We start from the raw sequence: 13,811 nt of genomic DNA, 5'->3' as shown, positions 1-13,811 counted from the left end.
GAAGTGGCTGGTCGCAGACGGGCGTGGAGCATCGGGGCCGTGGGGCTCGGGCTGCTGCTGCCCCTGGCGGGCTGCGGCGGCACCCCGGCCGACTCCGCCCGCACCGAGGTGCAGCACCTGCTCGACCGGCGCTCGGCCGCGCTCCTCGGCCACGACGAGACGGCGTACGGGGCGACGGGCACCCGCACCGAGTACACCCGGCTGCGCGCCCTCCCGCTGGCCTCCTGGACCTACCGGGTCACCGCCGTGCACCGCACCTCCGCCGGGGCCACCGCCGACGCCGACCTGCGCTACCGCGTCGCCGGGTACGACAAGGCCCCCGTCGACGCCCGTCGCACCCTCGCCCTGGGCCGCACCGCCGACGGCGGGTGGTACGTCACCGCCGACAGGCCCGCCAAGGACACCGGGCAGCAGTTGTGGGACCAGGGCCCGGTGACGGCCGTCAAGGGCGCGCACAGCCTGGTGCTGGGCACCGGCCGGACGGCCGCCCGGCTGCGCGGCTACGCCACGCTGGCCGACCGCGCCGTACCGGCCGTCTCCCGGGTCTGGGGCACCGACTGGACCCGCCACGTCGTCGTCCTCGTCCCGCAGTCCCTGCAGGGCATGGCGGGACTGCTCGGTTCGCCCGCCGCCAACTACCGGGGGATCGCCGCCGTCACCACCGGCGAGGCGGGGGGCTCCGGCAAGGCGCCGGCGGACCGGGTGGTGGTGAACCCGGAGGCGTACGCCATCCTCGGCGACCTCGGCAAGCAGGTGGTGCTCACCCACGAGACCACCCACGTGGCCACCCGCGCCCACACCACCGCCGCGACCCCGCTGTGGCTCTCCGAGGGCTACGCGGACTGGATCGGCTACCTCGGCACCGGCCGCACCCCCACCGAGGCCGCGCCGGAACTCACCCGCGCCGTCCAGGACGGCCACCCGCCCACCGGGCTCCCCACCGACAAGGACTTCCGCTTCACCAGCGACCCGGCCGAGCTCGCCCGGGCCTACGAGGGCGGCTGGCTGGCCTGCCGGATGATCGCCGACCACTGGGGGCAGGCCCGGCTCGACGCCTTCTACCGTGCCGTCGGCACCCATCAGCAGCGGGCGGGTGCGGTCGAGGACGCGCTGAAGAAGGTGCTGGGGACCACACCGGGAGCGTTCACCGAGCAGTGGCGGGAGTATGTGCGGGCGCAGCTGACCCGGACCGAGTGAGCGACCGACTCCCCTCTCCGGCAGGTCAGTCGGATGCGCCGAGCTTTTCGATGGCCTCGCGCAGCCAGGCCCGCTCCGCCTTGCCCGTGGCCCGGGCGACCCGCAGCATGCCCTCGCGGAACAGGTCCCCGGCCTCCTCCGCGCGCACCGGTTCGCCCTGCCGGTAGAAGAAGCTCGCCGGAGCCTGGAGGAAGTCCAGCCGGCGGCGCAGCACCGCGGCCTGTTCGGCGGGGTCGTCCAGGTGGCGCAGGAAGGCCAGGAGCGTGTTGAAGCGGACGTGGTCGGTGATCTCCGCCTGCTTGGGGTCGCGCAGCCGCGCGAGCAGCTCCTGCCGGCCCCTGGCCGTCAGGGACAGCACCCGGCGCGGTGCGGCGCTCGCGCCCTCCTCGGTGCGCTGGTCGAGCAGCCCGCCGGCGACGAGGCGGTTGATGGCCGGATAGAGCGCGCCGTCGCTGACCGGGCGGACATGACCGCTCAGCGCCTTGATGCGCTCCTTCAGCTCGTAACCGTGCAGCGGTTCCTCGGCGAGGAAGCCCAGGATCGACAACTCCAGCACGCGCCCTCCTCCTTGCAGCGGCCTCGGCGCCATGCTAGCTCTTATCGAGCTACCTCGTTTCGAGATAGCTCGATAAGAGGGGCTATCACGCACCGGTGCGAACGGCAGCAGCAGTGGGTGAGCCGGGAACGGGCGGGGCTGCCGTGGTGGGTGGGCGGCGGGGAGTCTGTGGGGTTTGGGTTGCTGCGGTTGGGGGCTCGGGGGTCATTCTCCGGCGGGCGTCGGCCGGGTCGGGGGGAGACCGGGGTCTGTCGTGGTCGGGGCGGCGGCGGGCTCCCTGGAGTCAGGGGGTGCTCCGGCTACCGGCTCGGGTGGCGTCTTCCGGTGGGCGTCGGCCGGGTCAGGGGAGGCCGGGGTCTGCCCTGGCTGGGTCGGCGGTGGGTTGCCTGGGGTTTGGGCTGCTCTGGGTGCGGGCTTGGGCGTCGTCTTCGGGTGCGCACTGGCCGGGTCGGGGGAGGCCGGGGTCTGCCCTGGCTGGGGCGGCGGTGGTTTCCGGGGTGGGGGCGCTCTGGTTGCCGGCTCGAGTGTCATCTTCCGGCGGGCCTTGTCCGGGTCAGGGGAGGTCGGGGCTGCCGTGGTCGGGTCGGCGGTGGGTTGCCTTGGGTTGGGGGGTGCTCCGGTTGCCGGCTCGGGTGGCGTCTTCCGGTGGGTACTGGCCGGGTCAGGGGGAGACCGGGGTCTGTCGTGGCTGGGCCGGCTGGGGCGGCAGGGGTGTGGCGGGGGCCGGCGGCACGGTCGAGTCCCACAGCCGGCGGGCCGCCGTGACCGAGGCCGCGACCAGCAGGCCGTTGCGCAGCACCAGCAGCAGGACGCCGTACCGGTCGCTCGTCACCACGTGCTGGAAGCCGAGCGGGAACTCCAGGACCGTCAGGAAGGACGCGGCCACCACCATCACCGCGGGCGCCCCCATCCGGCTCGCCCGGTACGAGACACAGACCGCGGCCAGGCCGATCAGCCACACCAGGTACTGCGGGCTGATCACCCGGCTGGTGACCGTGAACAGCAGGACCGCGGTGAACGCGGCCTCCGCCAGGGTGTGCGGCGCCCGGCGGGTCATGCGCAGCCGCCACAGCAGCAGCCAGCCGAACGCGGCCACGGTCAGCGCCAGCGCCGCTGTGCTGACCTGGTTCACATGCGGGCCGACGAACTCGATCGACCCGTAGTTCAGCAGCACCTGGCCGTGCCAGCCGAAGTGCCGGGCCACATGGAAGACCAGGGCACCCAGCGACTCCACCTCGGTGCCCCGGTCCCGCTGGAAGGTCAGGAAGGCGAAAGCGCCCGGCATGGACACCGAGAACAGCGCCGCGAGCCCGGTCGCGGTCACCGCCGCCGACCACCACGCCCGCCGCCGCACGGCACCGACCAGCAGCAGCGCCGGCCACACCTTCAGCAGCGCCCCGAACGCGGTCAGCGCGCCCATCACCCGCGGATGCCGGGCCCCGGCCAGCAGCGCCGCCACGGCCACCGCGGTCACCATCACGTCGTAGCGGGCGTACACCGTGGGACCGAGCAGCGGTACGCCCGCCACCCACACCCAGGCGCCGCGCAGGGAGCGGCCGGGGCGCCTGCCCGGACGCAGCAGCAGCGCCAGGACGACCGCGTCGGCGAGGAACGCCAGCACGAAGAAGGCGTGCGCGTACGACAGGAACGGCAGGGCGGCGGGGGAGAGCACCGGGAGGGCGGCGGCCGGCGGATACTGCCAGGTCACGTCGTCCAGCGGAAACGTTCCCTGGCGCAGCACCTCGTACCAGCCCCGGTAGATCACCGACACGTCGGAGGTGACGTCCGGGCCCGGGAAGACGTACACCTGGAAGACGAACAGCAGCAGCACCGCACGGGTGGCGCCCCAGGTCGCGAGCAGCCACGCCAGGGACCGCCCGGCGCCTTTGGTCTCCACGTGATCCCCCGCAATTCGGTTTCCGGTCGGCACCATGATGTCGTGCCCGTCTGTGTCCATGCCACAGACTCGGCCGCACCTGGCTCCGGACGGTTGATTCGGTAGGGTCGGCGGCGATGCACAAGACCCTGATCGTCACCAACGACTTCCCGCCCCGGCCGGGCGGCATCCAGGCCTTCCTGCACAACATGGCCCTCCGCCTGGACCCCGGCCGGCTGGTCGTCTACGCCTCCACCTGGAAGCGAAGCCGGGAGGGCGTCGAGGCCACGGCCGCCTTCGACGCCGAGCAGCCCTTCACCGTCGTACGCGACCGTACGACCATGCTGCTGCCCACGCCGGGAGCCACCCGGCGGGCGGTCGGTCTGCTCCGCGAGCACGGCTGCACCTCGGTGTGGTTCGGGGCGGCGGCACCGCTCGGCCTCATGGCCCCGGCACTGCGCAGGGCGGGCGCCGAGCGGCTGGTGGCCACCACCCACGGCCACGAGGCCGGCTGGGCCCAGCTGCCCGCCGCCCGGCAACTGCTGCGGAGCATCGGGGAGTCGACGGACACGATCACCTATCTGGGCGAGTACACGCGGTCGAGGATCGCCACCGCGCTGACCCCGGACGCGGTGAGCCGCATGGTCCAGCTGCCTCCCGGCGTCGATGAGAAGACCTTCCACCCCGCCTCCGGCGGCGACGAGATCCGCGCCCGCCTCGGCCTCACCGACCGCCCGGTCGTGGTCTGCGTCTCCCGGCTGGTCCCGCGCAAGGGCCAGGACACCCTCGTCCAGGCCATGCCCCGCATCCTCGCCGCCGAGCCGGACACCGTCCTGCTGATCGTGGGCGGCGGCCCCTACGAGCGGGATCTGCGGCGGATGGCGGCCGAGACGGGTGTGGCCGGCTCCGTCCGCTTCACCGGCGCCGTCCCCTGGTCCGAACTCCCCGCCCACTACGGCGCGGGCGACGTCTTCGCCATGCCCTGCCGCACCCGGCGCGGCGGTCTGGACGTGGAGGGCCTGGGCATCGTCTATCTGGAGGCCTCCGCGACGGGCCTGCCGGTGGTCGCGGGCGACTCGGGCGGCGCGCCCGACGCCGTACTCGACGGGGAGACGGGCTGGGTCGTCAGGGGCGGCGAACCGGCGGAGGCGGCCGACCGGATCGTGGCCCTGCTGGGCGACCCCGAGCTGCGCCGCAGGATGGGCGAGCGGGGCCGCCAGTGGGTGGAAGAGAAGTGGCGCTGGGACCTGCTCGCCGAGAAACTGAAAGACCTGCTGTAGGTCAAACGCGCCCGAAGGCGCGAACTCCCTTCCGCCGATGGCGTTTTCACACTTGGCGGAACCCCATAATCCGCCCATGCTGCGCCCATGACATCCAACCTGATGAGGCGTCAGCTGACAAGACGTCACATACTCGGCATGGCCGCACTGCAGACCGCGGCCACCCTGGGGTTCACCCGCATCGGCCTCCAGTCGGCCCGAGCGGCGCAGCCCGACGCGGTCGAATCCGCCCCGGCGATAGTCATCGGCTCCGGCTACGGCGGCGCGGTCGCCGCCCTCCGCCTGGGCCAGGCCGGCATCCGTACCCTCGTCCTCGAAATGGGCCGCCTGTGGAACACCGCCGGCAGCGACGGCAAGGTGTTCTGCTCCACCTCCGCCCCCGACCAGCGCTCCATGTGGTTCCGCACCCGCACCGAGGCCCCGCTCGCCACCTTCCTCTGGCTGGACGTGGTCAACAAGGACATCGGCGCCTACCCCGGAGTCCTGGACCGCGTCCACTACGACCACATGTCCGTCTACGTCGGCCGCGGCGTCGGCGGCGGCTCCCTCGTCAACGGCGGCATGGCGGTCACGCCCCTGAAGTCGTACTTCACCGAGCAGTTCCCGACCGTGGACGCCGACGAGATGTACGGCACCTACTACCCGCGCGCCCGTGCCATGCTCGGCGTCAACACCATCGACCCGGCCTGGTTCGAGTCCACCGACTGGTACCGCTTCACCCGCACCTCCCGGAAGGCCGCCGGCAACGCGGGCCTGAAGACCACCTTCGTGCCGAACGTCTACGACTTCGGCTACATGCGGCAGGAGGCCGCCGGCACGGCCACGAAGTCCGCGCTCGCCGGCGAGGTCATCTACGGCAACAACCACGGCAAGCGCAGCCTCGACAAGACCTATCTGGCCGCCGCCCTCGGCACCGGCAACGTCACCATCCACACCCTGGAGCGGGTGAAGTCCCTCGGCCGGGCGGCCGACGGATCGTACGTCCTGACCGCCGACCGGATCGACAGCACCGGCGCGGTCGTGGAGACCAAGAGCTACGGCTGCACGTACCTCTTCCTCGGCGGCGGCAGCCTCGGCACCACCGAACTCCTCGTCCGCGCCCGCGACACCGGCACCCTGCCGGACCTGGACCCCGCCGTGGGCGCGGGCTGGGGCACCAACGGCAACACCATGCTCGGCCGCGCCAACCACGTCTGGGACACCGTCGGCGCCGACGAGGCCACCATGCCGGTGATGGGCATCGACGACTGGGCCAACACCGACAACCCGGTCTTCGCCGAGATCGCCCCGCTGCCCATGGGGTTCGAGCACTGGATCAGCCTCTACCTCGCCATCACCAAGAATCCCGAACGGGCGTCCTTCACGTACGACTCAGCCTCCGGTGCGGTGAAGCTCGGCTGGAGCGCCGCCCAGAGCGCGGTGTCGGTGAAAATGGCCAAGAAGCTGTTCGACCGGATCAACCTGGCCAACGCGACCATCTACCGCTACGACCTGTTCGGCTCCGGCAACAAGGTCTTCGCCGACGACTTCACGTACCACCCGCTGGGCGGCTGCGTCCTCGGCAAGGCCACCGACGACTACGGCCGGGTCAAGGGGTACCCGCACCTCTACGTCACCGACGGCTCGCTCGTGCCCGGCAACATCGGCGTGAACCCCTTCGTCACCATCACCGCGCTCGCCGAACGCACGATGGCGCGGGTCCTCGCCGAGGACACCGCGCCATGACACTCCGTCAGCAGGCGTGCTACTTCGCGTAGATCGCCTCGATCTCGTCCGCGTAGTCCTTCGCCACCACGTTCCGCTTGAGCTTCAGCGACGGGGTGAGGTGGCCCGACTCCTCCGTGAACTGGGAGGACAGAATGCGGAACTTCCGCACCGATTCCGCCTTCGACACCGCGGCGTTGCCGTCGTCGACCGCGGCCTGGATCGCGGCGTTCAGATCCGGGTCGTCCTTCAGCGACGCCGCGGTGGCACCCGCCGGCTTGCCGTGCTCGGCGCACCAACGGCCGAGGAACTCCTCGTCGATGGTGACCAGCGCGCCCACGAACGGCCGCCCGTCGCCGACCACCATGCACTCCGCGACCAGCGCGTGCGCCCGGATCCGGTCCTCGATCACCGCGGGCGCCACGTTCTTGCCGCCCGCCGTGACGATGATCTCCTTCTTCCGGCCGGTGATCCTGAGGTAGCCGTCCTCGTCCAGGGTGCCGATGTCACCGGTGTGGAACCAGCCGTCGGCCAGCGCCTCCGCCGTCGCGCCCGGGTTGTTCCAGTACTCCTTGAACAGGTGCTCGCCGTGCAGCAGCACCTCGCCGTCGTCCGCAATCCGCACCACCGAGCCGGGCAGCGGCTGACCGACCGTGCCGATCTTCTGCCGGTCCCACGGGTTGAACGCGGTCGCCGCGCAGGACTCGGTCAGGCCGTAGCCCTCCAGCACCGTGAAGCCGATGCCCCGGAAGAAGTGCCCGAGCCGCTCGCCCAGCGGGGCGCCGCCGGAGATGGCGTACTCGCCCCGGCCGCCGAGGACCGCCCGCAGCTTGCTGTAGACCAGCCTGTCGAAGACCTTGTGCTTGACCTTCAGGCCGAACGACGGGCCGGAGGCGCTGTCCAGCGCCTTGCTGTAGGCGATCGCGGCGTCCGCCGCCTTGTCGAAGATCGCGCCCTTGCCGTCCGCCTGCGCCTTGGCGCGCGCCGTGTTGTAGACCTTCTCGAAGACGCGCGGGACACCGAGGATCAGCGTCGGCCGGAAGGCGGCCAGCTCGTCGGTGAGGTTCTTGATGTCCGGGACGCAGCCCAGCTTGATCGGCGCCATCATCGGGGCGATCTGTACCAGCCGGCCGAAGACGTGCGCCAGCGGCAGGAACAGCAGGACCGAGCACTCGCCGGTACGGAACAGCGGGCGCAGCCGCTCCACGATGTTGCCGCACTCGGCGAAGAAGCTGCGGTGGGTGAGCACACAGCCCTTGGGGCGGCCCGTGGTGCCGGAGGTGTACACGATGGTCGCCGGGTCGTCGGCCCGGGCGAGCGAGCTGCGCTCCTCCACCGTCTCGTCGGAGACGCCCTGGCCGAGCCGCCCCAGCTCCTCCAGAGCCCCGGCCTCGATCTGCCAGACGTGCTTGAGGGCGGGCAGCGTCTCGCGCACCGACTCCACGGCCGCGGCGTGGCCCGGCAGCTCCACGATGCAGGCGGTCGCGCCCGAGTCGGACAGGATCCACTGCACCTGCTCCGGCGAACTGGTCTCGTACACCGGCACGGTGACCGCGCCCGCGCTCCAGATCGCGAAGTCGAGCAGGGTCCACTCGTACCGGGTGCGGGACATCAGGCCCACCCGGTCACCGGGCTGGACGCCGGAGGCGATGAGACCCTTGGCGGCGGCGCGCACCTCGGCGAGGAAGGCGGCGGCCGTCACGTCCTGCCAGGCGCCGCCCACCTTGCGGGCGATGACGGCGACGTCGGGATGCTGCGCGGCGTTTCTGCGGACGATGTCGGTCAGGTTGCCGTCCGCAGGGACCTCGTACAAAGCCGGAAGGCTGAACTCGCGCAAGACTGCTGCTCCTCATAGGGCGCCGGCGCCACGACACTGTGTGATGCGACGGTGCGGTCCAAGGCTCGGGCAGGTGCTCGGGAATTCAGCTGTTGAAAATCCAGAGCACGACTGGACTGCCCGGACGTTACCCGCCGGTATGGCGTTCCGGACAGGGGTTCCCGGTGAGATGTTCGCTGCGTCACACATGTTGGCGTTCCTTCGCGCACAGTAGTCCACGGCCGAAGCGACCGGCGAGTAACCGCAGGCCGGACCGACACTGTTCACGCACATCCCACACGCCTACGCTTGATCACCATGGCACCCACACGCTCCGGTGACCGAAACGCCGGAAAGCGCAGGACACGCGTCCACGTGGTCAGCGACGTGCACGGCAACGCCCGGGACCTGGCCCGCGCGGGCGAGGGCGCGGACGCCCTGATCTGCCTGGGCGACCTCGTCCTCTTCCTGGACTACGCCGACCACTCGCGCGGGATCTTCCCCGACCTCTTCGGCAGGGAGAACGCCGACCGCATCGTCGAGCTGCGCACCGCCCGCCGGTTCGAGGAGGCCCGGGAGTTCGGCGCCCGGCTGTGGGCCGGTATCGGCATGGACCGGGCCGCGGCCATCGAGAAGGCGGTGCGCAAGCAGTACGCCGAGCTGTTCGCCGCGTTCCCGACCCCGACGTACGCCACCTACGGCAATGTCGACATGCCGCCACTGTGGAAGGAGTACGCCCACCCCGGCACCACCGTGCTCGACGGCCAGCGGGTGGAGATCGGCGGCTGGACCTTCGGCTTCGTCGGCGGCGGGTTGCGCACGCCCATGCGGACGCCGTACGAGATCAGCGACGAGGAATACGCGGCGAAGATCGAGGCGGTCGGCGAGGTCGACGTGCTGTGCACGCACATCCCGCCGGAGGTCCCCGAGCTGGTCTACGACACCGTCGCGCGCCGCTTCGAGCGCGGCAGCCGTGCCCTGCTGGCCGCGATCCGCCGCACGAAGCCGCGTTACGCGCTCTTCGGGCATGTCCATCAGCCGCTCGCGGGGCGGATGCGGATCGGCGTGACCGAGTGCGTGAACGTGGGCCACTTCGCCGGGACGGGGAGGCCCTGGGCGCTCGAATGGTGATCCCCTGGTGACGCGCCGGCGACCGGTCGGCGATGCGTGGGACATGGGGTGAAGGCGGCAGGTCGGCGGCGCGGTAGCCTTCACGCTGCACACACGTGCGCACGACGACCTCTGTACCGGCCCGCATCTGGAGGAGCCACGGCGATGGCGGAACACACCAGCTCGAGCATCACCATCGAGGCGGCACCGGCCGACGTCATGGGGGTGATCGCCGACTTCGCCCGCTACCCGGACTGGACCGGCGAGGTGAAGGAGGCGGAGGTCCTCAAGACCGACGACCAGGGCCGCGCCGAGCAGGTCCGGCTCGTCATGGACGCGGGGGCGATCAAGGACGACCAGACGCTGGCGTACACCTGGACCGGCGAGAACGAGGTCTCCTGGACCCTGGTCAAGTCCCAGATGCTCCGCGCCCTGGACGGCTCGTACATCCTCAAGCCCACGGGCCCCGCCACGACGGAGGTCACCTACCTCCTCACCGTGGACGTCAAGATCCCCATGCTCGGCATGATCAAGCGCAAGGCGGAAAAGGTCATCATCGACCGAGCCCTGGCAGGCCTGAAGAAGAGGGTCGAGTCGGCCGAGTAGCCCACCCGCCCGACGGCGGCGCGAGCGATCGTGCCGCTACCCGGAGTGTCCAGCCGCGGTCGGCCACGCGCCGAGCCCGCACCCACGCGCCGAGTCGCGATCGGCCGTCGGGTCGCTATCGGTTGTGTGCAGCCGCGGGTGCCGCATCCGCCGCGGACCGCCGGGTTGTCACGTGTGGTGTCCAGTTGCGCGCCGCACCTTGTCCCGCCCGGCCGGTGGGTGATCAAGCCTCCCGCGCGCGGCCGGCAGCGGGGTCGTTATTCGTCGTGTGCAGCCGCGGGTGTCGCACCTGCTGCTGACCGCCGGGTGGTCACCTGTGGCGTCCGGCTGCGGGCCGCGCCCTGTCCTGCCCAGCCGCGGGCGGCCATGCGCCGCGCTCCGCCCGCCCATTCGCGGCCGCACCCACTCGCCCAGCTGCGGGTGTGTGCGGCTCCCGCGTACCGCCGACAGCCGGGTCGCTATCCGCCGTGTGCAGCCGCTGCCGCATCCGCCGGGTCGTCACCTGTGGCGTCCGGCTACGGGCCGCGCCCTGTCCTGCCCGGCCGCGGCGGCCAAACGCCCCTGCTTGCCCATCCGCGCCCGCACCCACTCGCCCATCCGCGCCCGCGCTCACCCGCTCATCCGCAGGCAGTCGTGCCTCCCCCCAATGCCCTTGAGGGCCCAGGGACCCCCAGGCGGCGCGGTGGGTGTGGGCGGTACCCCGTCGGTGCCGGGGCGCGGCCCGCAGCCGGGCGGCCGTGTTTCGGGGGCCGGTCAACGCCCCCTGTCCCCGGCCTCCGTTACCGTTCAGCCTCATGCGCACCATCCTGATCACGGGCCCGGGCGGCAGCGGGCGTACGACCGTCGCCGCCGCCACCGCACAGCGCGCCGCGGGCGAGGGCGTTCGCACGCTGCTCCTGAGTGCCGACCGCACCGACAGCCTCGGCGCCGCGCTGGGCTTCGCGACAGGACCGGTGCCCGAGGAGGTCACCGAGAACGTCACCACCTGGCGTCCCGACGCGGCCGCCCGGTTCCAGGAGGACCTCACCGCCTTCCAGAGCCGCGCGGCCACCGTCCTCGACCTGCTCGGCGCCGCCCGGCTGGACGCCGAGGAGGTCACCCCGCTGCCCGGCGCCGAGGAACTGTGCTTCCTGCGGGCCGTCAGGGACGCGGCGCTGTCCGAGCGCTACGACCTGCTCGTCGTGGACCTCCCGCCGCTGCCGCAGGCCCTCGCCCTGCTCGCCCTCCCCGAGGAGCTGCGCCGCTATCTGCGCCGTCTCCTCCCGCCCGAGCGGCAGGCGGCCCGCGCCCTGCGTCCGGTCCTCGGCCGGCTGGCCGGCGTGCCGATGCCGTCCGACTGGCTGTACGAGACGGCCGCCCGCTGGGACGTCGAACTCGCCGCCGTCGAGGCCGTCCTCACCGACCGGAACACCGCCGTACGCCTGGTCGCCGAACCCGGCCCGGCCGGCGCCGAGGCCGTACGGTCCGCCGGCCTCGGCCTCGCCCTGCGCGGTCTGCGCACCGAGGCCCTGATCGCCAACCGCACCCTGCCCGAGGCCGACCCGGACAGCCTGCTCGCCGGACTCCTCGCCCAGCAGCGCAAGGCACTCGCCGACTGGCAGGAGCAGTCGTACGACGTCCACCCCGTCCCGCACCTCGGCCACGACCCGCGCGGCGCCGACGACCTCACCGCCCTCGCCGTACCGTCCGTCAACCCCGCGCCCGCCCCGGTCGAGTGGCCCGTCACCGACCGCAGGAGCGACGACGGCGTCCTGGTCTGGCACATCCCGCTGCCCGGCGCGATACGGGACGAACTCGATCTGATCCGGCGCGGCGACGAGCTCGTGATCACCGTGGGCCCGTTCCGGCGGATCGTCCCGCTGCCCTCCGCCCTGCGCCGCTGCACCGTCGCCGGGGCCGGTCTGCGCGAGGGCGAACTGCGCGTCCGGTTCGCCCCGGACCCCGACCTGTGGCCCGCCACCGGACAGTGATGATCCGGGCACGCCTGTTCGGGTAACGTCGTAAAGGCGAACCGTAGTCAGGAGTCCGCCATGAGCGAAGAGCGTCCCGCATCCGACTCGTATGAGGAATATGAGGCACAGGGGCGGGCGACCGACGCCGACGCCTGGGCCACGGCCTGCGCCGAGGACCTCGCCGCCGAGAAGGCCCGCCGCCACGCCGAGTACGGCCCACAGCCGGGCTCGGCCGCGGAGGAACTGAAGAAACTCGTGGAGACGGTGGCCGACAAGCTGTCCGGCCTTCCGTCACCGCTCCTCGGAGGCCTCGCCGGACCCGCCGCCCAGCAGGTCGTGCGCCAGGTCGTCCAGCAGGCCAAGGCCGCCGTCGAGCCCGTCATAGACCGCAACCCGGACGTCTTCGACCACCTCGCCGCGGCCGGCGGCGAACTGCTCGCCGCCTACCGTTCCGCCGTCCAGGCCCAGGAGCGCCGCTGGACCGCCCGCACGGCCGACGACCTGACCCACGAGGGCCGGGAAGACCGGCGGGACAAGGGCGAGGGCACCGGCCCGGGGGAGCGGATCGACCTGGACTGAAGCGCTTTCACGGCAGGGCCTCGGGTACGGTGGGCCGTAGCGGGGCTCGACCGAAACTGAGGGATTCATGGGACTCACCATCGGCGTCGACATCGGCGGCACCAAGATCGCGGCCGGCGTGGTCGACGAGGAAGGCAACATCCTCTCGACCTTCAAGGTGCCGACCCCCACCACGCCCGAGGCCATCGTGGACGCCATCGCCTCGGCGGTGGAAGGCGCGCGCGCCGGGCACGAGATCGTCGGCGTGGGCATCGGTGCGGCCGGTTACGTCAACCGGCAGCGCTCGACGGTGTACTTCGCGCCGAACATCGACTGGCGCCAGGAGCCGCTGAAGGAGAAGGTCGAGGCCCGCGTGGGCCTCCCGGTCGTGGTCGAGAACGACGCCAACGCCGCCGCTTGGGGCGAGTACAAGTTCGGCGCCGGCAAGGGCCACCGCAACGTCATCTGCATCACCCTCGGCACGGGTCTCGGCGGCGGCATCATCATCGGCAACAAGCTGCGCCGCGGCCACTTCGGCGTGGCCGCGGAGTTCGGTCACATCCGGATGGTCCCGGACGGCCTGCTGTGCGGCTGCGGTTCGCAGGGCTGCTGGGAGCAGTACGCCTCCGGTCGCGCGCTCGTCAGATACGCCAAGCAGCGCGCCAACGCCACCCCGGAGAACGCGGAGATCCTGCTCGGCCTCGGCGACGGCACCCCCGACGGCATCGAGGGCAAGCACATCTCCATGGCCGCCCGTCAGGGCGACCCGGTCGCCGTCGACTCCTACCGCGAGCTGGCCCGCTGGGCCGGTGCGGGCCTGGCCGACCTCGCCTCCCTCTTCGACCCGTCCGCGTTCATCGTCGGCGGCGGCCTCTCCGACGAGGGCGAACTGGTCCTCGACCCGATCCGCAAGTCCTACAAGCGCTGGCTGGTCGGCGGCAACTGGCGCCCGGTGGCCGACGTGATCGCCGCCCAGCTCGGCAACAAGGCGGGCCTGGTGGGCGCGGCCGACCTGGCCCGCGAGCCCGACCCGATCATGTGACAGCAGTGCTTCACTGAGGAGCAACCGTGCCTACCCAGGGGCGCGGGGAACCGCGCGACAAGCCACGACGAGCCGGCAGTCGCACACGGACCTCGCGCCCCGGGCTGTTGGGCG

At 72.2% G+C, this 13,811-nt stretch carries 11 protein-coding genes; 8 read left to right on the top strand and 3 right to left on the bottom strand.

Annotation, left to right across the window (positions count from 1 at the left end):
• Nucleotides 1–3: 3 nt before the first annotated feature.
• Complete coding sequence (locus ACQPXS_RS15200; RefSeq protein WP_433449747.1) at nucleotides 4–1,197, top strand: hypothetical protein; 1,194 nt, start codon at nucleotides 4–6, stop codon at nucleotides 1,195–1,197.
• Nucleotides 1,198–1,222: 25 nt separating this feature from the next.
• Here ACQPXS_RS15200 and ACQPXS_RS15195 read toward each other — a convergent pair whose 3' ends face one another.
• Entirely contained in the window at nucleotides 1,223–1,753 is a 531-nt protein-coding gene (locus ACQPXS_RS15195; protein ID WP_433449746.1) for a PadR family transcriptional regulator, read from the bottom strand.
• A gap of 661 nt (nucleotides 1,754–2,414) precedes the next feature.
• On the bottom strand, nucleotides 2,415–3,650 hold the full coding sequence (locus tag ACQPXS_RS15190) for a glycosyltransferase 87 family protein (RefSeq protein ID WP_433455822.1): 1,236 nt from the start codon (nucleotides 3,648–3,650) through the stop codon (nucleotides 2,415–2,417).
• 116 nt (nucleotides 3,651–3,766) lie between these two features.
• On the opposite strand from ACQPXS_RS15190, the gene ACQPXS_RS15185 reads away from it, so the two are divergent.
• Together ACQPXS_RS15185 and ACQPXS_RS15180 are read left to right on the top strand one after the other, a co-directional pair.
• Nucleotides 3,767–4,909 (top strand): glycosyltransferase family 4 protein, encoded by a 1,143-nt coding sequence (locus ACQPXS_RS15185; protein ID WP_433449744.1) that lies wholly within the window; start codon nucleotides 3,767–3,769, stop codon nucleotides 4,907–4,909.
• A 138-nt stretch (nucleotides 4,910–5,047) separates the two neighbouring features.
• Complete coding sequence (locus tag ACQPXS_RS15180; RefSeq protein ID WP_433449742.1) at nucleotides 5,048–6,634, top strand: GMC oxidoreductase; 1,587 nt, start codon at nucleotides 5,048–5,050, stop codon at nucleotides 6,632–6,634.
• Nucleotides 6,635–6,653: 19 nt separating this feature from the next.
• Here ACQPXS_RS15180 and ACQPXS_RS15175 read toward each other — a convergent pair whose 3' ends face one another.
• Entirely contained in the window at nucleotides 6,654–8,450 is a 1,797-nt protein-coding gene (locus ACQPXS_RS15175; protein ID WP_433449741.1) for an AMP-dependent synthetase/ligase, read from the bottom strand.
• A 297-nt stretch (nucleotides 8,451–8,747) separates the two neighbouring features.
• On the opposite strand from ACQPXS_RS15175, the gene ACQPXS_RS15170 reads away from it, so the two are divergent.
• From ACQPXS_RS15170 to ACQPXS_RS15150, 5 genes are all read left to right on the top strand, one after another.
• Nucleotides 8,748–9,560 carry a metallophosphoesterase family protein gene (locus ACQPXS_RS15170; RefSeq protein ID WP_433449740.1) on the top strand — a complete coding sequence of 271 codons (813 nt, stop codon included), beginning with the start codon at nucleotides 8,748–8,750 and terminating at the stop codon, nucleotides 9,558–9,560.
• A 144-nt stretch (nucleotides 9,561–9,704) separates the two neighbouring features.
• Nucleotides 9,705–10,145: an SRPBCC family protein gene (locus ACQPXS_RS15165; RefSeq protein WP_351800275.1), complete on the top strand. Its 441-nt coding sequence runs from the start codon at nucleotides 9,705–9,707 to the stop codon at nucleotides 10,143–10,145.
• A 794-nt stretch (nucleotides 10,146–10,939) separates the two neighbouring features.
• On the top strand, nucleotides 10,940–12,115 hold the full coding sequence (locus ACQPXS_RS15160) for an ArsA family ATPase (protein ID WP_433449738.1): 1,176 nt from the start codon (nucleotides 10,940–10,942) through the stop codon (nucleotides 12,113–12,115).
• Between the two features lie 60 nt (nucleotides 12,116–12,175).
• The gene (locus ACQPXS_RS15155; RefSeq protein ID WP_356304819.1) at nucleotides 12,176–12,676 is read left to right on the top strand and encodes a DUF5304 domain-containing protein; all 501 of its coding nucleotides are present in this window, start codon (nucleotides 12,176–12,178) and stop codon (nucleotides 12,674–12,676) included.
• A 67-nt stretch (nucleotides 12,677–12,743) separates the two neighbouring features.
• Nucleotides 12,744–13,697 carry an ROK family glucokinase gene (locus tag ACQPXS_RS15150; protein ID WP_055705252.1) on the top strand — a complete coding sequence of 318 codons (954 nt, stop codon included), beginning with the start codon at nucleotides 12,744–12,746 and terminating at the stop codon, nucleotides 13,695–13,697.
• Nucleotides 13,698–13,811: the final 114 nt, after the last annotated feature.

The sequence above is a fragment of the Streptomyces sp. CA-142005 genome (genome assembly GCF_050942335.1).
Classification (GTDB): domain Bacteria; phylum Actinomycetota; class Actinomycetes; order Streptomycetales; family Streptomycetaceae; genus Streptomyces.
Note: the sequence above shows the minus strand (reverse complement) of the source record. Positions and strands in the feature narration are given on the sequence as shown.